Origin of the sequence: Nonomuraea fuscirosea (genome assembly GCF_003001935.1) — a bacterium.
GTDB lineage: Bacteria > Actinomycetota > Actinomycetes > Streptosporangiales > Streptosporangiaceae > Nonomuraea > Nonomuraea fuscirosea.
On record NZ_PVNG01000001.1, the window covers coordinates 747,272 to 767,612 of the forward strand.

At 72.9% G+C, this 20,341-nt stretch carries 16 protein-coding genes; 4 read left to right on the forward strand and 12 right to left on the reverse strand.

Annotated features, from left to right (window positions below; all coding sequences use genetic code 11):
• Positions 1-82: 82 nt before the first annotated feature.
• Positions 83-2,869 (reverse strand): cation-translocating P-type ATPase, encoded by a 2,787-nt coding sequence (locus B0I32_RS03325; RefSeq protein WP_245955527.1) that lies wholly within the window; start codon positions 2,867-2,869, stop codon positions 83-85.
• Positions 2,870-3,181: 312 nt separating this feature from the next.
• On the opposite strand from B0I32_RS03325, the gene B0I32_RS03330 reads away from it, so the two are divergent.
• The gene (locus B0I32_RS03330; RefSeq protein ID WP_106234715.1) at positions 3,182-5,605 is read left to right on the forward strand and encodes a phosphoketolase family protein; all 2,424 of its coding nucleotides are present in this window, start codon (positions 3,182-3,184) and stop codon (positions 5,603-5,605) included.
• A 58-nt stretch (positions 5,606-5,663) separates the two neighbouring features.
• Here the strand turns inward: B0I32_RS03330 and B0I32_RS57425 are convergent, their stop codons facing one another.
• A complete protein-coding gene (locus tag B0I32_RS57425; protein ID WP_181306938.1) occupies positions 5,664-5,816 on the reverse strand; it encodes a hypothetical protein in 153 nt (50 codons plus the stop codon).
• A gap of 322 nt (positions 5,817-6,138) precedes the next feature.
• Between B0I32_RS57425 and B0I32_RS03335 the strand changes: the two genes are divergently transcribed.
• From B0I32_RS03335 to B0I32_RS03345, 3 genes are all read left to right on the forward strand, one after another.
• On the forward strand, positions 6,139-6,669 hold the full coding sequence (locus B0I32_RS03335; RefSeq protein ID WP_106234717.1) for a DoxX family membrane protein: 531 nt from the start codon (positions 6,139-6,141) through the stop codon (positions 6,667-6,669).
• A 133-nt stretch (positions 6,670-6,802) separates the two neighbouring features.
• Complete coding sequence (locus B0I32_RS03340; protein ID WP_181306940.1) at positions 6,803-7,621, forward strand: universal stress protein; 819 nt, start codon at positions 6,803-6,805, stop codon at positions 7,619-7,621.
• An 84-nt stretch (positions 7,622-7,705) separates the two neighbouring features.
• Positions 7,706-9,178 carry an FAD-dependent monooxygenase gene (locus B0I32_RS03345; RefSeq protein ID WP_245955529.1) on the forward strand — a complete coding sequence of 491 codons (1,473 nt, stop codon included), beginning with the start codon at positions 7,706-7,708 and terminating at the stop codon, positions 9,176-9,178.
• A 169-nt stretch (positions 9,179-9,347) separates the two neighbouring features.
• Here B0I32_RS03345 and B0I32_RS03355 read toward each other — a convergent pair whose 3' ends face one another.
• From B0I32_RS03355 to B0I32_RS03400, 10 genes are all read right to left on the reverse strand, one after another.
• Complete coding sequence (locus tag B0I32_RS03355) at positions 9,348-10,034, reverse strand: CBS domain-containing protein (RefSeq protein ID WP_245955531.1); 687 nt, start codon at positions 10,032-10,034, stop codon at positions 9,348-9,350.
• Between the two features lie 2 nt (positions 10,035-10,036).
• Positions 10,037-10,717: a CBS domain-containing protein gene (locus tag B0I32_RS03360; RefSeq protein WP_106234718.1), complete on the reverse strand. Its 681-nt coding sequence runs from the start codon at positions 10,715-10,717 to the stop codon at positions 10,037-10,039.
• Between the two features lie 114 nt (positions 10,718-10,831).
• Positions 10,832-11,452 carry a response regulator gene (locus B0I32_RS03365; RefSeq protein ID WP_106234720.1) on the reverse strand — a complete coding sequence of 207 codons (621 nt, stop codon included), beginning with the start codon at positions 11,450-11,452 and terminating at the stop codon, positions 10,832-10,834.
• Positions 11,449-12,657: a sensor histidine kinase gene (locus B0I32_RS03370; RefSeq protein ID WP_106234721.1), complete on the reverse strand. Its 1,209-nt coding sequence runs from the start codon at positions 12,655-12,657 to the stop codon at positions 11,449-11,451. The genes B0I32_RS03365 and B0I32_RS03370 overlap by 4 nt, the downstream gene beginning before the upstream one ends.
• Before the next feature lie 34 nt (positions 12,658-12,691).
• Positions 12,692-14,536, reverse strand: a complete 1,845-nt coding sequence (locus B0I32_RS60815; RefSeq protein WP_106234723.1) for a hypothetical protein — start codon at positions 14,534-14,536, stop codon at positions 12,692-12,694.
• Positions 14,521-15,288: an ABC transporter ATP-binding protein gene (locus tag B0I32_RS03380; RefSeq protein WP_106234724.1), complete on the reverse strand. Its 768-nt coding sequence runs from the start codon at positions 15,286-15,288 to the stop codon at positions 14,521-14,523. Before B0I32_RS03380 ends, B0I32_RS60815 begins: the two co-directional genes overlap by 16 nt.
• 100 nt (positions 15,289-15,388) lie before the next feature.
• The gene (locus tag B0I32_RS03385; protein WP_106234726.1) at positions 15,389-16,987 is read right to left on the reverse strand and encodes an OmpA family protein; all 1,599 of its coding nucleotides are present in this window, start codon (positions 16,985-16,987) and stop codon (positions 15,389-15,391) included.
• 122 nt (positions 16,988-17,109) lie between these two features.
• A complete protein-coding gene (locus B0I32_RS03390; RefSeq protein ID WP_106234727.1) occupies positions 17,110-18,807 on the reverse strand; it encodes a rhodanese-like domain-containing protein in 1,698 nt (565 codons plus the stop codon).
• Between the two features lie 8 nt (positions 18,808-18,815).
• Positions 18,816-19,367, reverse strand: a complete 552-nt coding sequence (locus B0I32_RS03395) for a cupin domain-containing protein (protein WP_245955536.1) — start codon at positions 19,365-19,367, stop codon at positions 18,816-18,818.
• The gene (locus B0I32_RS03400) at positions 19,364-20,263 is read right to left on the reverse strand and encodes a LysR family transcriptional regulator (RefSeq protein ID WP_106234729.1); all 900 of its coding nucleotides are present in this window, start codon (positions 20,261-20,263) and stop codon (positions 19,364-19,366) included. Before B0I32_RS03400 ends, B0I32_RS03395 begins: the two co-directional genes overlap by 4 nt.
• Positions 20,264-20,341 lie beyond the last annotated feature (78 nt).

Consider the following 20,341-nt stretch of genomic DNA (forward strand, 5'->3'; position numbering starts at 1 on the left):
ACGGTCTCCTCTCAGTGGCCGGACGCGGTCCGCTGTCAGTGGCCGGTCGCGGTCACCTTCAAGCGTCGGACGCGGTTTTCTCTCAGCGGCCGATCGTTTGCGGGCCGGCCGAGGCCGGGCGGGGCGAGGGGTGCAGGATGCGGTCGAGGCGGGCGGCGGCGTAGCCGAGTACGGAGAGCGCGGTGACGATCAGCAGGTCGCCCGCCTCCAGCGGCTGAGTGCCGAGGAGCTGGCGCAGTGGCGGCGCGTACAGGGCCGCCAGTTGCAGGACGAACGCGCCGGCGACGGCGAACAGCAGCATGGGGTTGGCCAGGGTTCCCGGCCGGGTTCTGGAGCCGAGCGCGACGCCGAGTTGAGTCGCGCCGAGAGCGAAGAAGGCCATGCTCTGCCACGGCCGTCCGGTCGCCGCGGCCCAGACGGCGATGCCCAGGGTGACGGCGGTGAGGACGATGCCGATCCGGACGACGCGCTGCCACAGGCCCGCGCCGAGAATGCTCTGGCCGGGTGGCCGGGGCGGGGCGGCCATGGCTCCGGGGACGGTGGGTTCGCCGCCCAGGGCCACGCCGGGCAGGCCGTGGGTGAGCAGGTTGATCCACAGGATCTGGGCGGGAAGCAGGGGGAGCGGGAGGCCGGCGAACGGGCCCAGCAGCATCACGGCGATCTCGGCGGTGCCGCCGGACAGGCCGTAGACGAGGAAGCGGCGGATGTTGGCGTACACGCGGCGGCCCTCCTCGACGGCAGCCACCACGGTGTCGAGGTTGTCGTCGGCGAGGACCAGGTCGGCCGCCTGGCGCGCCACCTCGGTGCCGCGTCTGCCCATGGCCACGCCGATGTCGGCGCGGCGGAGCGCGGGGCCGTCGTTGACGCCGTCGCCGGTCATGGCCAGGATGCCGCCCTGCTCCTGGAGGCTCTGGACGATGTCGAGCTTCTGCTCGGGGGTGGCGCGCGCGTAGACGCCGGTCTGTCCCCGGTCTCGGTCCTGGTCGAGGGCGCCGGGTTCGCGGCAGTCGACGACCCGATCGCCGTCGGCGATGATGCCCAGCTCGGTGGCGATGGCGCGGGCGGTGCCGGGGTGGTCGCCGGTGATGAGGATGGGTCTGATGCCGGCTCGCTTGCAGTCGGCGACGGCGGTGGCGGCGGCCGGGCGCGGCGGGTCCAGGATCGCGATCAGGCCGAGCAGCGACAGGCCGCTCTCCTGGATCGAGTCCGGTAGGGAGTCAAGGTCGGTGCTCGCCACCGCCAGGACCCGGTAACCGTCCTGGGCGAACCGGTCGGCCCGTGCGGCGGCGCGGGCGAGCAGGTCTGGTTCGTCGATCAGAGCGGGGTGGTGCAGCAGGGCTTCCGGCGCGCCCTTGCAGACGAGCCGGACGCCGCCGCCGGGCAGGTGGTGCAGGGTGCTCATACGCTTGCGGTCACTGTCGAAGGGCAGCTCGGCCAGGCGGGGGTAGCGGGCCTGCACGTCCTGACGGTCGAGGCCGAGCTTGGCGGCGGCGGCGAGCAGCGCCGCCTCAGTGGGGTCACCCAGCGCCACCCATTCGCCGATGCCCGGTGCCGCCGACCCGCCGGTGCCCGGTGCTCGCGCCGATTCGGCGGAGTCAAGTGTCGCCGGTCCGCCGGTGCCCGGTGCCGTCGCCCCGCTGGAGCCCGGTGCTGCCCGTTCGCCGGAGCTCAGCGCCGGCGATTCACCGGAAGCCAGTGTTGCCGGTCCGCGGGAGTCTGGTGTTGCCGGTCTGCCGGTGCCCGGTGCCGCCGACCCGCCGGTGCGCAGTGCCGCCGGTTCGCCGGACGTCCGCGGTGGGGGTGAGAGACGGGCGTCGTTGCAGAGGACTGCTGCCGTCAGCAGTGCGTCGAAGGTGCCGGGGGCGGTGTCGCTGGTGATCTGGCCCTCCGGGGTGTAGCCGGTGCCGCTGATCGTGGCTTGGGCCGTCGGGGTCCACAGGTGGCGGGCCACCATGGTGCCCTCGGTCAGGGTGCCGGTTTTGTCGGTGGCGAGGGCCGTGACCGAGCCGAGGGTCTCCACCGCGGGAAGCTTGCGGACGAGGGCGTTGCGGGCGGCCATCCGGCGTGCGCCCAGGGCCAGGCTCAGCGTCACGACGGCGGGCAGGGACTCGGGTACGGCGGCGACCACCAGGCTGATGGCGGTGATCACCATCAGCTGCACCGGCTGCCCGCGTACCAGTCCCAGAGCCAGGACCACCGCCGACAGCAGCACGGCGACGCCCGCCAGCAGTCGGCCGACCCCCACCAGGCGGCGCTGCAGCGGGGTCAGCCCGGTGCTCTTGACCATGAGGGAGGCGATGCGGCCGCTCGCGCTGGCCGCCCCGGTGGCGGTGACCTGCGCCCGGCCGCGCCCGCGTACCACGACGGTGCCGGAGGAGAGCGGCTCGCCCGCGCGCTTGTCCACCGGCACCGACTCGCCCGTCAGCGCCGACTCGTCGACGAGCAGGGCCGCCGCCTCGTGCACCTCGGCGTCGGCGGGGACGATGTCGCCCTCGGCCAGGATCAGCAGGTCTCCCACCACGACGTCACTGGAGGGGATCTGCCGCTGGCGGCCGTCGCGGACCACCCGCGCCTCCGGGCCGGCGAGCTGTGCCAGGGCCGTGATCGCGCGGTCGGCCCTGACCTCCTGGACCACTCCGACGGTGGTGTTGACCACGATCACCAGCATGATCACGGTCGCGTCTGGCCAGTCGCCCGTCGTGATGGTCAGCACCGCCGCGATGAGCAGGACGATGATGAGCGGGTCGCGCAGTTGCGTGGCGATCCGGCGCCACAAGGGGACGGGAGGCCGCTGCGGGAGCAGGTTCGCGCCGTCGCGCGCCAGTCGTGCGGCCGCCTCGGCCGACGTCAGCCCAGTCAAAGGCGTCACCGTCATGTCCTCCGTGTTCGCCGCGGTCCTCCGGCCGGCGAACGGCCGCCCGGCTGTGTCCGCTTCCTACTGTTCGCGAACGTGGACCGCGGCGACCAGGGACGTTAGTCCTTTCCCGCCAGGCCGGAAGCACACATCGCGGCTCCCGTCCGAGGCGGGCGGCCCTAATACCTCCAGCCGTCGGGACTTCCGGCCCTGTCGGAGGGCCCCGGGTTGAGATCGGATGGGAGACGACGGAGAAGCCGTGCCGCTCGACGAACGGTCGCGAGCCGGGCACTCCCCGCCCCACCATGCCGAGAAGGGAACGTGCGCATGACCGCGGTTTCGGATGAGCAGGTCCGCGAGGGCGTCGACGAGGACACGCTGCGGAGACTGGCCGCCCCGGCACCCGAGGAGGTCGAGCAGCTGGACGCCTGGTGGCGGGCCGCCAACTACCTCACGATCGGGCAGATCTACCTTCAGGGAAATCCGCTGCTGCGCGAGCCGCTGGCGCCGAAGCACATCAAGCCGCGGCTGCTGGGCCACTGGGGCACCAGCCCGGGACTGTCACTGATCTACGCGCACGTCTCCCGCCTCATCCGGCACACCGGGCAGCAGGCGATCTACCTGGCCGGGCCAGGCCACGGCGGACCGGCGCTGGTGGCCGCCGGCTACCTGGAGGGGACCTACAGCGGGATCTATCCGCACGTCAGCCAGGACGAGGCCGGGATGTCGCGGTTGTTCCGGCAGTTCTCCAGCCCGGGCGGCATCCCCAGCCACGTCTCGGTGACCACCCCCGGCTCCATCCACGAGGGCGGCGAGCTGGGGTACGTGCTGGTGCACGCCTTCGGCGCCGTCATGGACAACCCCGACCTGCTGGCCGTGGCGGTGGTGGGCGACGGCGAGGCCGAGACCGGGCCGCTGGAGGGGTCGTGGAAGGGCGTGTCGTTCCTCAACCCGGAGCGTGACGGCGCCGTACTGCCGATCCTGCACCTGAACGGCGCGAAGATCGCCGGCCCGACGGTGCTGGCCCGCAAGGACCCGGCCGAGGTGCGCCGGCTGCTCGGGGGCCACGGGTACGACGTGCTGGAGGTGGAGGGATCGGACCTGCCGGGCATGCATCTTCGCTTCGCGGCGGTGCTGGCCGACGCCTGGGCCAGGATCCGCGCCATCCAGCATCGGGCTCGTACCGGCGCGTGGGACGGCACCCGCCCGCGCTGGCCGTTGATCGTCCTGCGCTCGCCCAAGGGGTGGACCGGCCCTGAGCAGGTGGACGGCGTGCAGGTGGCGGGCACGTGGCGGGCGCACCAGGTGCCGCTGTCCGGGGTGCGTGACAACCCGGAGCACCTGGCGATCCTGGAGAGCTGGCTGCGCTCGTACCGGCCGGAGGAGCTGTTCGACGCCGACGGCGCGCCCACCGAGCCGGTACGGAGCCTCGCGCCGCGGGGTGACCTGCGGATGAGCGCCAGCCCGCACGCCGACGGCGGGCGGCTGACCCGCGAGCTCGCCCTGCCCGACTTCCGCGACTACGCCGTCGACGTGCCGCGTCCGGCGCGGACGCGGGCCGAGTCGACCCGCCGGCTCGGCGAGCTGCTGCGCGACGTCTATCGCGACAACCCCGACACCTTCCGGCTGTTCTGCCCGGACGAGACCAACAGCAACCGGCTCGGCGCCGTGTTCGAGGAGTCGGACCGTGCCTTCGCCGAACGCGTCACCGGCGACGACGTGGCGATCAGCCGGAACGGGCGGGTCATGGAGGTGCTGTCGGAGCACAACTGCCACGGCTGGCTGGAGGGTTACACGCTGACCGGGCGGCACGGCATGTTCGCCACGTACGAGGCGTTCGCGATGGTCAGCGCCTCCCAGACGGTGCAGCACGGCAAGTGGCTGCAGGAGGCCGGCCGGCTGCCCTGGCGGGCCAAGGTGCCCAGCCTCAACGTGCTGCTGACCTCGACCGCCTGGCGCAACGACCACAACGGCTTCTCCCACCAGGGCCCCGGCCTGATCCAGGTCGTGCTGACCCAGCGCGGCGACGTCGCCCGCGTCTACCTGCCCCCGGACGCCAACTGCCTGCTGTCGGTGGCCGACCACTGCCTGCGCTCGCGGTCGTACATCAACCTCATCGTGATCGACAAGCAGCCGCAGCTGCAGTGGCTGGGCATCGACCAGGCGATCGAGCACTGCGCGCGCGGGGCCGGGATCTGGGACTGGGCCGGCACCGACGACGGCACCGGCGACCCTGACATCGTGCTGGCCTGCGCCGGGGACGTGGTGACCATGGAGACGGTCGCGGCGGCCCGGATCCTCAGGGAACGGCTGCCCGGCCTCAAGGTACGGGTGGTCAACGTCGTCGACCTGATGACGCTGATGCGGCCGAAGGATCATCCGCATGGCATGAACGGCACGCTGTTCACCGAGCTGTTCACCGACACCGTGGACGTCGTGTTCGCCTTCCATGGTTATCCGGGCGCGATCCACCAGCTTGTGCACGGCCGTCCGGACGCCGACCGGTTCCGGGTGCGCGGCTTCATCGAGGAGGGCACCACCACGACACCCTTCGACATGACCGTGCGCAACCGGGCCTCCCGCTACCACCTGGTCATGGACGCCATCAACAACGCGAGGCGGCTGCCGCGCGGCGCGAGCGACCTGATGGCCTGGTGCGAGCGGAAACTCGCCGAGCACCAGGCGTACGTGGTCGAGCACCTGGAGGACATGCCCGAGGTGCGTGACTGGTCGCTGGACGGTAAGGACTGATCGGGAACCGGCCCCCGGCGGCGGTCACCCCGGGGGCGTAGCACGTCTCAGGCTGTTTTCAGCTCGGCGGCGGGCCGCCGCGGGCTGCGCGCGACGGGAAGCCCGTAACCGCGGCCAGCTCGGCGCGGTAGTCGTGGTCGCGGGCCAGCTCCTCCTCGGCGATGGCGGCGTAGTCGAGCATGTCGTCCGTCGCGTGCCGGTCGAGGAACACCGGCCCCGCGCACCACGCGGAAGCGCCACGGCCGGGTGTTGAACACCGACGGCGCCTGCCCGGCCGCCACGAGCAGCCGCCGGGCGCCGAGTTCGGTAGCGAGTGAAACGGACTTCACACACCTCCTGCCGCCGACGCTGCCGCACCGGTCCAGCTGTGGTGAGTGTCCGAAGACCCGGCCCGCGCGCCGAAGGTCCCGGCCGAGGGGGAGGACCAAGGTCCTTCGGGCTCGGGTCGTACGGCACTGAGCATCGGCCGCCGCGAACGGTGTGATGGAGGTGAGACAGGAAAGCGCGAAAGATCAGGAAAGGGGAGGCCCGCCATGGCCACCACCATCAACCGGCCCGCGACGCACATCAGCGTGGACAAGGCGGAGCACAAGACCCCCGTCGACTACGTCTGGGCGCTCGCCCGGATCTCGCTCGGCTGGATCTTCCTGTGGGCGTTCCTGGACAAGACCTTCGGCTGGGGCTTCGCCACTCCGGCGGCCAAGGCCTGGATCAACGGCGGCAGCCCGACCACCGGCTTCCTCAAGGGCACCGGCGAGAACGCGCTCGGCGGCCTCTTCTCGGCCCTGGCCGGACAGGCGTGGGTGGACTGGCTGTTCATGGCCGGTCTGGCCGGCGTCGGCCTGGCGCTCGTGCTGGGGGTCGGCACCCGGATCGCGGCCGGCGCGGGAACCGCGATGCTGCTGCTGATGTGGGCGGCTGAGCTGCCCCTGACCACCAACCCGTTCATGGACGACCACATCGTCTACGCCATCGTCCTCGTCGGCCTGGCCCTGGCCGGCGCCGGCGGCACCCTCGGACTGGGCAACCTGCCCGTCGTCCGCCGCACCCCGTGGCTCAGGTGACCGCTCCGGCCACCCGCCCGCCCTGCCCCGCAGGGCGGGCTTTCGCTGATGAAGCCCGATGAAGCCCGATGAAGCCCGACGAAGCTGACGAAGCTGACGAAGCCGATGAAGAAGCGCGGATGGAGGAAAGATCATGATCGTCGTGGGAGTGGACGGCTCGCGGGCCGGGCTGGAGGCCGCCGGCTGGGCGGCGCGGGAGGCGGCGCTGCGTGACGTGCCGCTGCTGGTGGCGCACGCGATGCCGCGGTGGGCGTACGAGACGGAGACCGGCCGCCTGGCCGAGGTGGCCGCGTGGATGCGCGAGGGCGGCAGGAGCGTGCTGGCGGCGGCGGAGGAACGCGTCCGCGGCGACCAGCCGAAGATCAGCGTACGGACGACGTTCCTGCCCGACGACCCGCGGGCCGCGCTGATCGAGGCCACCCGGGACGCCGAACTGCTGGTGGTGGGCTCGCACGGGCTCGGCGGGGTGCGCGGGATGCTGGTCGGCTCGGTCGCCTACGGGGTGGCCGGCCATGCGTCCTGCGACGTCGTGGTGGTCCGGCCGGTCACCTCGACGGGGGAGATCGTCGCCGGGATCGACGGGTCCGAGGCGTCTTCGCGGGTGCTGGAGTTCGCCTTCGCCGAGGCGGAGCTGCGCGGCACCCGGCTGCGGCTGGTACGGGCCAGGGCCCAGCAGGGGTTCGACCCAGACCCCGTCGCGCGGGAGGAACCGGGCACGCTGAGGGAACCGCTGAGCGGCCTGCGCGCGCGGCACCCGGGCGTGCCCGTCGTGGAGGAGACGGTGCACGGCCATCCGGTCGAGGTGCTGCGCCAGTCCGCGACCGGAGCGGAGCTGCTGGTGGTGGGCTCGCATGGGTACGGCACCCTCACCGGGATGCTGCTGGGTTCGGTCAGTCACGCGCTGCTGCACCAGGCCCCGTGCCCGCTCGCCGTGGTCAGGATCACCCGGTGACCCGGTCCCGCCGGCTGGACAGATCGGCTCATCGCGGGCACCATTTATTTTACGGGACCGTTTCGTAAATAAAATGGTGAGGTGATGGTGATGGACACGGAGGTGCTGGTGGTCGGCGCGGGACCGGTCGGTCTCGCGCTGGCCTGCGGGCTGCGCCAACACGGTGTCGCGGTACGGGTGATCGACAGGGCGGCCGTCCCGGCGACCACCTCGCGGGCGAACTTCGTGCACGCCCGCGGCTCGGAGGTGCTCGACCGCCTCGACGCCCTGGGCGAGCTGCCTCAGGAGTCGGTGCGGGCCATGACGATCACCACGTACGCCGGTGACCGCCCGATGATGCGCATCCGGTTCGGCGACCCGGGGCTCGGCACCGCCGCCGCGCCCATGGTGATCTCGCAGGCGCGGGTCGAGGCGCGGCTGCGCGAGCGGCTGGCCGAGCTCGGGGTGCGCCCGGAATGGGGCAACGGCGTGGTCGAGATCGCCCAGGACGCGACCGGCGTCACCGCGGTGCTCGCCGACGGCGGCACCGTACGGGCCGGCTGGCTGGCCGGCTGCGACGGCGCCGGCAGCACGGTGCGCAAGCTGGCCGGCATCGGCTTCCCCGGCGTCAAGGTCAGCGAACGCTTCCTGCTCGTGGACGGCAGCGTCGAGGGCGAGCCCGCGCTGGACCGGTCAGGCACCAGCGGCTGGGTGCACCGTGAGGGGATGCTGGGCGCCATGCCGATGCCCGGCGGGCAGTGGCGGCTGCTCGCCTACGACCCCGCCTTCGTCGAGGAGAAGCCCGGTGAGGAGCAGATCGCCGACCGGATGCGGCACATCCTGCCCGCCCGTAGCGGCCTGCCCGGCCTGCGGCTGGGCGAGGTCACCTGGGCGTCGCTGTTCAGCGTGCACCGGCGCCTGGCCGACGGCTACCGAGCCGGGCGCATCCTGCTGGCCGGCGACGCGGCGCACGTGCATGCCCCGTTCGGCGGTCAGGGCATGCTGACCGGCCTCGGCGACGCCGAGAACCTCGCCTGGAAGCTCGCCCTCGTCGTACGCGGCTCGGCAGGGGAGCGGCTGCTCGACACCTACCAGGCCGAACGCCGCCCGCTGGCCACCGCCGTGCTGCGCGGCAGCACCGCGGCCACCAGGGTCAACATCGCCGGCGGCCCGATCGGCCGGTTCCTGCGGGACCAGATCCTGCTGCGCGTCTTCAGCCAGGCGTGGATCCAGCGGTGGATCACCTACACGACCTCGCAACTGTGGGTCGGCTACCGCCGCGGGCCGCTCGGGGGCCGGGGCGGCCGGCCCCGTCCCGGCGACCGCGTGCCCGACCTGGCCTGCGCACGCGACGACGGCACCCGCACCCGGTTGCACGCCGAACTGCGCGGCGCCTGGGCGGTGCTCGGCGCGGACGCCGCCTTCGAGGCCGCCCGGCGGCGGCTCGGCGACCGCGTCGTCCGGCTGCACGCCCCCGACACCGCGGGGCCGGCGCTGCTCGTCCGCCCGGACGGGCATCTGGCCTGCAGAGGCGGTCCGGCCGAGTTCGGCCGCTGGCTGGACGGGGCACTCGGATGACGGCCGCCGAGGACGAGGGCGCCCGCGCGACCCCAGACACCGATCTACCCGAAGGACTACATTCTGCCCCGCAGGGAGCTGGCCGCCGCCCTCCTCCGCCGCGCCCAGCGGGACGGCACGGTGGCCCCGGACGCGGACCCGTACCCGTCAGAACCATGAGGTCCCGGGGTCAGGCGCCGCCCCAGACCGGCAGGTCGGCGATGTCGTCGTGCTTCCAGCTCAGCTCGTCGTGCACGGCCACCACGCCGTCGATGTTCTCGGCCAGGTGCACGGCGGTGACGGCCTGGCTCCGCTCGGCGTAGGTCCCGGTCAGGGTGACGACGGCGTCGTCCACGGAGACGTCGGCCCTGCCGCGCAGGGCCTCGCGGACGTCCCGCTCGATCTCCTCGTCCAGGCGCAGGAAGACCTTGATGAGGTCGCGGCGGCTGACGATGCCGACCAGGCGGCCGCCGGCGTCCACGACCGGCAGGCGCTTGACGCCGTAGCGGTCCATCAGCCGCGCGGCCGTCACGACGGCCGCGTCGGGCGTGGTGACGCGGGCGGGGCTGGTCATGAGAGCCCCGGCGGTCTCGCCGAGCGACTTGCGGTAGCCGCTGCCCTCGCTGCCCGCGCTGTGCCGGATGCGGGCGCGCAGCGGCGGCCGGTAGTCGTCGCCGTAGTAGCGCTCCTTGAACTCCTCCTTGGCCAGCAGATCGGCCTCGGAGACCACGCCGAGCACGCGGTTGTCGTCGTCCAGCACCGGTACGCCACTGATGCCCCGGCTGATGAGCAGTTCGGCCACGGTGTGGAAGGAGGCGTTTTCGTTGACGGCGGCTACGTCGGTGGTCATGACGTTCTCGACCTTCTGCACGGACATGGCTACCTGCCTTCCCACTTCGAATCGTCGGTCTTCCAGGTGAGCCGGTCGACGACGTCGACCACGCCGTTGACCCGGCCGACCATGCGTACGGCGATCGCGGCCTCGGTGCGGCGCTCCATCCGGCCGGACAGCGTCACGACGCCCTGGCGGACGTCCACGCGGACGTCGCCGGTGTCGACCCACAGGCTGCGGTCGAGAACATCGTCGCGCACCTCGGCGGCGATCGCCTCGTCGCCGCGCAGGAAGAGTTTGACCAGGTCACGGCGGCTGACGATGCCGACCAGGCGGCCGTCGTAGTCGACGACCGCGAGCCGCTTGACGCCGTGGCCGTCCATGAGGCGGGCGGCCTCGACGGCGGACGCCTTCGGCGAGACGGTGACGGCCGGGGTGGTCATCAGCTCGGCGGCGGTGTCGCCCTCGGCCTTCTGCCGGCCCTTGGGGTGGCGGAGCCGGGCGCGCAGCGGGGGCCGGTAGCCCTCGCGGTAGTACTGCTCGCGGAACTCCTCCTTGCGCAGCAGGTCGGCCTCCGACACCATGCCGAGCACGTGGTTGTCGTCGTCGGTGACCGGGACGGCGCTGATGCCGCCGCTGATGAGCGTCTCGGCGATCTCCTTGAACGGGGTTGCGGCGGATACGGCGACGACCTTGTCCGTCATCACGTCCGCGACGGTCCTGCGCATGACATCCTCCTTGCCGGTTGCCTTCATCACACCTCGGGAAGGCGGCGGCGTTCAGAGGCGAAGGTCCCGAACGGGACGGTCGTTGGTCAGCGCGGCGGCAAGGGCGCCGGCCGGTCAGCTCAGCAGACCTCGCCGATACGCCTCGCCGACGGCTGCGGCACGGTCGCGGACGCCGAGTTTGTCGTAGATGTGCAGCAGGTGGGTCTTGATGCTGGCCTCGCTGATGAAGAGCTTGGCGGCCGCCTGACGGTTGGAGGCGCCGTCGGCGACGAGGGCGAGGACCTGGAGCTCGCGGTCGGTGAGGGGAGCCCTGACCGGTTTGCGTACCTGGCCCATCAGCCGGCCCGCGACGGACGGTGACAGCACCGGCTCGCCGGCGGCCGCGGCGCGGACGGCGCGCAGGAGCTCGTCGGTGGGGGCGTCCTTGAGCAGGTAGCCGGTGGCGCCGGCCTCGATCGCGGGCAGGACGTCGGAGTCGCCGTCGAAGGTGGTCAGGACGAGGGTCTTGATCCGCGGGTGGGAGCGGCGCAGGGCCGTGATGGCGGTGACGCCGTCCATCTCGGGCATGCGCAGGTCCATGAGCACGACGTCGACCTCCAGCGCGGCGGCGCGCTCGACGCCCTCGCGGCCGTTGGCGGCCTCGCCGGCGACGTGGATGTCGGGCTCGGCCTCGAACGCGGCGCGCAGGCCGTTGCGGACGATGGGATGGTCGTCGACGATGAGGAGGCGGATCACCGGGGGCTTCCTTGGAGGGCGGGGACGGTGGCGCTGACGGCGGTGCCCTCGCCGGGCGTGCTCTCGATCTCGAGGGACCCGCCGACGCCGCGCAGGCGTTGTCTCATGCTGCTGAGGCCGAATCCCTGCCCGCCGGGCTCACGGAAGCCGGTGCCGTTGTCGCGGATGTCGAGCAGGACGACGGCGCCGGTGTAGGACAGGGTGAGGCCGGCCCGGGTGGCGTCCGCGTGCTTGGCGACGTTGGCGAGGGCTTCCTGCGCGACGCGGAAGAGGGTGACCTCGATGGCGGGGCTGAGCGGGACGCGGTCGCCGGTCACCTCGACGTGGAGGTCGACGCTGGTGGTCTGGGCCCAGTTGCGGGCCAGGACGGTCATGGCTTCGGGCAGGTGGGCGTCCTCCAGCTGGTGCGGCTGGAGGGCGGCGACGGAGCGGCGGGCCTCGGTGAGGCTGTCCTGGGCGAGGTCGAGCGCGAGCCCGACGTGGGTGCCGGCGTCCTCGACGCGCTGGGCGGCGCGTAACTGGGTGATGATGCCGGTGAGGCCCTGGGCGAGGGTGTCGTGGATCTCGCGGGCCATGCGCTGGCGTTCGTCGAGGATGCCGGCCTGGTGGGCCTGGGTGAGGAGCTGGGCGTGCAGGTCGGCGTTCTCCTCCAGGGCGGCCTGAAGGTCGCTGACCGCCTTGCGGTATTTACGCTGCCGCTCCTCGATCTTGACGCCGGCGATGTGGCCGCCGCCGATGGCGACGGTCTGCACGGCGACGATCGCCAGGTGGAAGGCGATGAGCTGGAGGTCGGCGTGGGCCCAGTCGATCGCCGACTGGTACAGGACGACGGAGGTGGCGGCCACGGCGGCGAACGTCCACTTAGACGGAGCGAAGTTGGCCGCCAGGAAGAAGCCGGAGATGGAGTAGATGATGAAGATCGGGTCGTGGGCGGTCAGCAGCGCGACGGTGACCAGCAGGCCGGCGAAGTGGACGGTGATGGCGACCCGCCGCCCGCGCACCTCGGCGGGCAGCAGGGTCCGCGCTCCGAGCAGCCAGGCGAGGGCCAGACCGGTGAGAAGCAGGGTGCGGGGGATCGCGCCCGGCGGTTGGACGGGGGTGGCCAGGCTGATGACGAGCGAGGCGGCGAGGGTGATGTAGGGGACGGTCTCGGCGATGCCCAGGAAGCGTCGTTCCCAGGTGGAGGGCGGGAAGGGGTCGTTCATCCCGGGTTCCCCTTCTCTCGGGCGCGGACGGGGCTCACTCGGTGGTGGTGGCCGGTGAGGACGAGCTTAGGCGCATGGGGATCAGGAAGGCGTATCCGTACATGAGCAGTCCTGTGGCGATCATGAAGATGATCGTCGGCCATTGCCAGAGCGGCGGGAGATGCAGGGCGAGGAACCAGACCGGGTCCTCGAACCCGAAGATCTTCATCACCAGGGGCACGAGCCCCTGCGGGAACAGGGGGAGCCAGGCGATGGTGTGGCAGATCGTGACCCCGATGCGGTGGCGGAGCGGAAGATCGGCGGTGGCGGGCTTGCCGGGCTGGGGCGCGGGACCGTGCTTCATGAGGTTGAGCAGCTCGATCCCGCGCTTCTCCAGCCTGCGGCGGGCGATCCAGCCGAGTCCCCAGGCGCTGAGGGCGCCGGTCAGCACCCCGACGGCGAGGCCGGCCCACGGATGGAGGAGGACGGCGCCGGCCGCGGGCAGGGCGGTGGCGGGCACGGTGATGAGCACGAGCCAGGCGAGGCCGGTCTCGGCGCTCTCGTCGGCGCCGGTGCTGAGCGGGTTGCCGCCCCGCTTGTGGGGGTCGGTGCCGGGCACGAGCGAGGTGACGGCGAGCAGGACGACGACCCCGGCGCCGCCGCCGAGGAGGGCGGGGAGCAGGCCGAGCACCCACGGCCAGGCCCAGCTCTGGCCGCTGACCAGCAGGCCGGTCAGGGAGAGCACGACGGCGGCCGGGCCGACGACGAGCAGCCAGGCCAGCTGGCGGCCGCGTACGTCGGCACGTTCCGCGCCGGGGGTCATGAGGGTGAGCCAGAGGGCGGTCCCGTCGGCGCCGTAGAGGTTGGCCGAGGACGCGGCGGCCATCACGATCGCGATGAGCCCGGTGAACGGGACCACCATCCAGGCGCCGATGGTGACGAGCAGCAGGGGAGAGACGACGGCGTAGGAGAAGGCGGTGACGAGGAGCTGGATCCGGACGAGGTCGCGCCACCAGGTACGCAGCTCCTTGGCGGCGGCGGCGCGGGCGCCGCCGGCGGCGGGGAAGGGGCGGGGCGCGCCGCGGCGGGGCGGCACACCACCGCGCGCGGCCGAGACGACGCGCCGCGACAGCAGGCTCGCCCACGCGGTCAGCAGGAGGGCGATCAGGCCGGCGGCGGCCACGAGGATGGCGACGGCGAGGGGCCAGGGGGCCTCGACGGCGGCCACGCCCCATCCCGAGGGCAGGACGCGGACGAGGACATGGGACCAGGCCGCGCTGTCGGTGCCGCCCAGGGCGATGAGGGGTGCCCAGCCGTTGCTGCACAGGGCGATGGCGGTGCCGGTCACGACGCCGACGGCCGCCGCGGTGGCGCGGGACCTGACGAACAGGCCGATGGTCGCCACGATGACCCGGGAGATCATCACCAGGGTGACGAGCGTGGTGACGGCCGCCACGAGGCCGATGAGCACTCCGCCGGGGCCGAACCGCCAGCCGTACACGGGCAGGGACAGCAGGGCGATGAGGGTGATCAGGGGCGCGGGGCCGGCGAAGGCTCCGGCGAGCAGCGCCGCCGCGATCCGGCCCGGCGTGACCGGGAGCAGGGAGAAGTACTCGGGGCGCAGCGCCTCGCTGCCGCCGCCGATCAGGAGCGGGCCGAAGATCCAGCCGGAGAGCCAGACGGCCAGGCAGAGGGGCAGGTAGACGGGCCACAGGACGGCGACGGCGATCGTCCCCAGGGCCAGGATCAGCCCGAGCGCGGCGCCGGTGTAGAGGTTGGTGACGTTGTCGCCGCGCAGGGAGTTGCGCATGAGCGCCAGCCGCATGCCGACCATGTGCCGGGCCAGGGCGGCCGGGCGCGGAGCCGTGACGGCTCGATCTGGGGTCAGGAGCTGAGCCATGCCAGTCCCTCCGTCGCTCGGGGGCGGGCGCCGACGAGGTCGACGAACGTGTCCTCCAGGGTCGCGGCGCCGCGTACGTCGGCCAGCGGCCCGGCGGCCACCACGCGGCCGTCGGAGATGACGCCCACGTGGTCGCAGATCTGCTCGACCAGGGGCATGACGTGGCTGGAGATGATCACCGAGCCGCCGCCGCCGATGAATCCGCGCAGGATCGCCCGGATCGTGGCCGCCGAGACGGGATCGACGGCCTCGAACGGCTCGTCCAGGACGAGCAGGCGCGGCGCGTGCAGGAGGGCGACGGCCAGGCCGATCTTCTTGCGCATGCCGGTGGAGTACTCGATGACCAGCGTCCGCTCGGCGGCGTCGAGTTCGAGAACCTGGAGGAGATCGCCGGTGCGCTCGGCGACGACCTCGTGGGGCAGGCCGCGCAGCAGGCCCAGGTAGGTGAGGACCTCGCGGCCGGTGAGGCGTTCCGGCATGGCGTTGCCGTCGGGCAGCACCCCGATCAGGCCCTTGGCCCGGACGGGGTCGCTCCAGACGTCCACGCCGAAGATCTCGGCGCGGCCGGCGTCGGGACGCAGCAGGCCGACGGCCATGGCCAGGGTGGTGGTCTTGCCGGCGCCGTTGGGGCCGACCAGGCCGTAGCAGGACCCGGCGGGCACGGTGAGCTGGATGTCGTCGGCGGCGACGTGGTCGCCGAAGGCCTTACGCAGTCCGGCGACGCGGAGAGCGGGTTCCCGGTGTGTGGGCATGTCTTGAGAATCGCGCGGGAGCGAGGGCGGCGGATCGTCCGGGCGGGCAGCGGGACGGTGGATTCCGGCATCAACCGATCGGTTGATGCCGGGCGCGTCGTCAGGAGACCGGGATGTTCGAAACCCGGCCGAGGTTCTCCGCTTCCAGCGTGACGGAGGAGACGGTGTCGGCGGGCGCCGGATAGTAGACGTACCCCCGGCCGGTCATGCCGGCATCGAGGGCCGGCACCCAGTTCTCGACGAACTCCGTGTCCATCTTCAGCGGGTGGTAGCGCGTCTTCGTCGCCGGGTCGACCAGGATGAACGCGCCGAAGTCCGCCGCCGCGGAGAAGGTGCTGTCCCAGCCCGTGAACGGGGCGGGAACGGGGATGAACCGGGAGGCGCCTTCCGAGACGACGTCGAACGTGGCGAGCAGGTAGGCGCCGTCGCGGTGGAAGGGGTGGAAGTCCACGCGCAGGCGGTCCTGGCCGCGCTGCCGGCCGAGCGAACCCGCCACCGGCCCGGCCTGGTGGAACGGCGCAGGCGGGCGGGTGGATCCCCTGATGTCCGACGGCGGCCCGGTGGTGACCGTGACATCCGGCTTGTCCTGCTTGATCTGGTAGGAGATCTCCACCCGCCGGTTACGGGCTCGTCCCTCGGGGTTGTCACCGCCGCCCGGCTTCTCGTTCTTGGCGATGGGCTCGCTCTCGCCCTTGCCCGTGGCCTGGAAGGTGTAGCCGGAGCCGAGCTTGCCCGCGAGATAGTCACGCACCGCCTCGGCGCGCCAGACCGACAGGTTCTGGTTGTAGGCGTCGTCGCCCTTGCTGTCGGTGTGTCCCTCGACGGTGATCGGCGGTTTGGCGGGGTCGGCCCGCTCGCGGGTCTCGCGTACGGCGTCGTCGAGGACGGCGGTGGCCTTGCCGGAGAGCGTGGCCTTGTCGAAGGCGAACAGCACGTCGGTACGCAGTCCCACCGTCTCCTTGCCGCCCTGCCTGCGTTTCGTCCGCTGCGGCGCCTCCACCAGCTCGTTCACGTCGGAGACCCCGGACCAGATCGCGCCGGAGGGCGGCACCACCGGCCACTGGAACTCCGTGCCGGGCGACGGCTCCGCGCCCTGGCCGCGCGCCTTGGCGGCGGGCGTACCGGCGCCTTCGGTGACCGGAAGGCCCGTCATGGGCGCCATCGGCAGGTCGGGCACCAGCGACACGCGCGCGACGCCGGCGGGCAGCGGCGGGAAATACACCTCGACCGGGTAACGCACCCCCGGCCGGAACTCGTCGGGCAGGATCCCCGAGGTCATGGAGTGCCGGGTGCCGAACGCGATCCCGTTGACGTCCTTCTCCCGCAGCGTGAAGTACACCTTCCCCGCGACCGGGTCCAGCAGCCGGAACCTGCCGAAGCTCACGCTCTGCCCGCGCAGGCCGTCGTATCCGAAGTCACCGGTGATCGGCCTGTCGGCAGTGGTCGTGATCACCATCTTCATCGCGGTGAGGCCGGCGTGGCGTTCCACCGCCTCGACCTCCACCCGGAAGGGGGCGGGCACGTCGTACCCGGCCAGCCCCTCGCCGGTGAAAGCGCTCGCCGGGCTCGGAGACGCCCGCCGCGTGGCCGCGGTCTTCGACGGGGGCGGGCTGTCGTCCGGAGTGGGCGGGTTGACCCCGCCGCAGCCGACGAGCACGGCGGCGGCCAGGACGGCAGCGGCACCTCGGATCGCGCGCACGGATCACCTCCGGATCAACGCCGGGGAGCTTAGTGCCTTCCCGCCCGCCGTGGGCCGCTTCCCGCCGACACGTGCGCTCCTGTCCGGTTGCCGGGGCTCAGGCCGTCCTGGCCGCGCGGATGTCAGCGGAGCACGCGGAAGCGGTGGGTGCCGTCCCGCTTCAGCTGCTCGACCAGGCCGAACTCCCACTCCAGGTACGCCTCCATGGCCGCCCGGCCGTTGTCCGTGCCCTCGTACGGCCGCCGGTACCGATCGGCGGGAGGGACCGCGTACCGCGCCGGCTCCGACTCCAGCGGCGCGCCGGTGCCCCAGGCCGCCGTGCCGCCGTCCAGGCTGAACACCGGTGCGGACGTGAGCCGGCTGAGGTCGGCGGCGGCGAGGCGGGCCAGCCGGCCGGTCGGTGACGTGACGACGTACCTGGTGACGATGTGCCCGCCGGTGGTGTGCCCGGTGGTGTGCCGGGCGGCGGCGTCGATCGTGCCGAGCGCGGCGGGCAGCCGGGCCCTTGCAGCGTGCCAGGCGCCGGGGACGTGCCCGGCGGCGTAGTCCCGGCTGGGCCCGACGTCGATGACGACCGTGGCGGCCCGAACGGCATCGAGCGGGTCGAGGTGGTCGGTGCCGAGCCGGTCGATCACGGCCGTGGCCTCCTCGCAGGCGCCGAGCCAGGTGCGAAGGGTGGCCGCGTCCACCGTCTCGACCTGCGGCGGATCAGGGACGGGACCGGGTTCCGCGCCCCGCAGGACCAGGTCCCCTGGATCGGCGGGGCTGATCGCCCACGTCTCCCATCCCATCTGGGCCAGCCACGACCCGGTCATCGCGGCGCGGACCCCGTCGTCGTCCACGAGGACGATCCGGGCGCCGCGCACCGGCGCGTGGTGGTCGGTCTCCTGGACGAGCTGCCCGCCGGGAGCGTGGAGGGAGCCGTCGAGGTGACCGGCGGCGAATTCGGCCGCGGACCGCACGTCGAAGAGGTACCTGGTGCGGCGGGGATCGTACAGGCCGGGCAGCTCGCTCGTACGGATGAATCGGACGCCGGCCCGCCGGGCGACGGCGCGCGCGCCGGAGCGGGCGAGCGCGTGGTGGGACTCTGACACACCGGGCGGAGCCGTGCCGGTCGCCCCGTGGTCGAGCCGCTGCCCGGCCAGCGTCCAGCCGATGGTGCCGTTGCGCAGCGCCGCCACGGGGTTGGGCAGGCCGGCGTTGATCAGGGACTGCGCGCCGATGATGCTCCGCGTGCGCCCCGCGCAGTTCACCACGACGGGAGCGGCGGGATCGGGGGCGAGTTCGCGGATGCGCAGCACCAGCTCGGCGCCGGGCACGCTGGTGGCGGTCGGGATGCTCATGGTGCGGAACTCGTCGAACCGGCGCGCGTCCACGATCACGGGCGGCGTGCCGGCCTCGATCAGGGCTCCCACGTGCTCGGCGGTCAGCGACGGGGTGCGGTTGACCGACTCGACCAGCTCGCCGAACGCCTTGCTGGGCGCGTTGACGTCCTGGAAGAGCTCGCCGCCCGACGCGGTCCAGCCGTCGAGCCCGTCCAGCAGCGGGCGCACGTCGGAGTAGCCGAGCCGGCGCAGGACGTCGATCGCCTGCCGCGCGGGCGCGTCCGCGTCGCCGTACACGACGACGGCTGTGTCCAGGCGGGGGATGCGCCGCCAGGCGTCCAGCTCCAGCAGCGAAAGGGGGAAGTTCGCCGCCCACAGCGGATGCCCCCGCGCGTACAGGGCCTCTTCGCGTACGTCGGCGATGACGATTTCGTCGCGGCGCAGCAGCAGCGCGCGGACCTGCGCGGCGGTGACGGCGGCCGGCTGAGCGGGCATCGGCCGGCTCAGCGGAGCTCGACGCCGGACCAGTCGAGCCCGTCGAGGTTGACCACGATCGCCTCCTGGGTCGTGCGGGCGATGACGACGACGGCCTCGGTGTCCGGGTCGGGGTTCTCCTCGCGGTGCGGGACGAACGGCGGCACGAAGACGTAGTCGCCGGGACCGGTCTCGATCCGGTGCTCCACCGGCTCGTGGCCCTCCACGTCGAGGAAGACGAAGACGGGATGCCCGGACACGACGTAGATCGCGGTCTCGGACGCCCCGTGGTGGTGGTCGCCCGACGCCGTGGCCGCGGTGACGTGCGTCTGTCCCATCCAGAGGTTCCTGGCGCCGACCGTCTTGCCGCTGATCGCCTCGACCCGCGTCATCCCCGAGGTCTGCGAGGTCCGCCCGATCAGGCCGCTCGGCGCGACGTGGTGCAGGGTGCGGTGGAACGGGTCGACGCCGGCGGGCACGAGCACACCGCTGGGCGTGCGGACCAGGCGGGCGCCGGTAGCGTCGGACGGGTCTCGGACCAGGCCGGGGCCGGTCGGGTCGGACGGGTGAACGGGCATCATGCTCCTTTGGCGAGGGCGAAGTCGTGGGCCGGCACCTTGGTCAGGACCGGTGCCGACAGCAGGGCGCGCAGCGTGTCCGACACGCGGCCGGAGACCGTCGGCGCGACGCCCTGCCGGGTCCACAACGCCAGCGGCAGCGGGCTCGGCCGCGGCAGGTCGTCGCGAGGAACGAGGCCCACAGGGGTCTGCCCGAGCGTCGCCAGCAGCGCCACGCCCGCGCCCGCGCTGACGGCGGCCTGCACCCCGGCCAGCTGGTTGGCCTCGGCGGCGATGGCGGCCGGGATCGAGTGGTGCGCCAGGGTCACGAGAGCCCGGTCGCGCAGGGCGCAGGGATCGTCGAAGGCGACGACGGGCAGCGGCTCGCCCCGCCTCGGCGCCGTCCATCCGGGAGCGGAGTACCAGGTGAGCATCAGGTCGCCGACCGCGGTGGCGCGCGGGTCGTCGGCGGGGCCGATGAGCAGGGCCAGGTCGATGCGCCCTGTCGCGAAGCTCTCGCGGAGCTTGGTCCCGCGGTCGATCCGGAACTTGACCCCGTACCGGGGCGCCGGCGCGTCGAGCGCGGTGGCCAGGTGCGGCAGCAGCTGGGCGGCGGCGTGCTCGGTCGAGCCGATGACGATCGTCCCGCGGGCCTCGTGGCCGAAGCTGCGCAGCCCTTCGTCGTGCAGCGCCAGGAGGTTGCGCGCCAGGCCGAGCAGCTTCTCGCCGTCGGCGGTGAACCGGGAGCCGCGGCCGCGCCGCTCCACCAGCGGGCGGCCGATCGCGGACTCCAGCCGGCGGACGTGCTGGCTCACCGCTCCCTGGCTGAGGTGCAGGGCGTCGGCGGCGCGCTGGAAGCCGCCGGTGTCGGCGACAGCGACGAAGCTGCGCAACGGAGCGATGTCCAGCGTACGGTTCATGTCCTGGAGTATACCTATTATTCCTACCTGATGTAAGGGTATTTATCACGCGACGTGATGAGCCGTGATTAGAAAGCG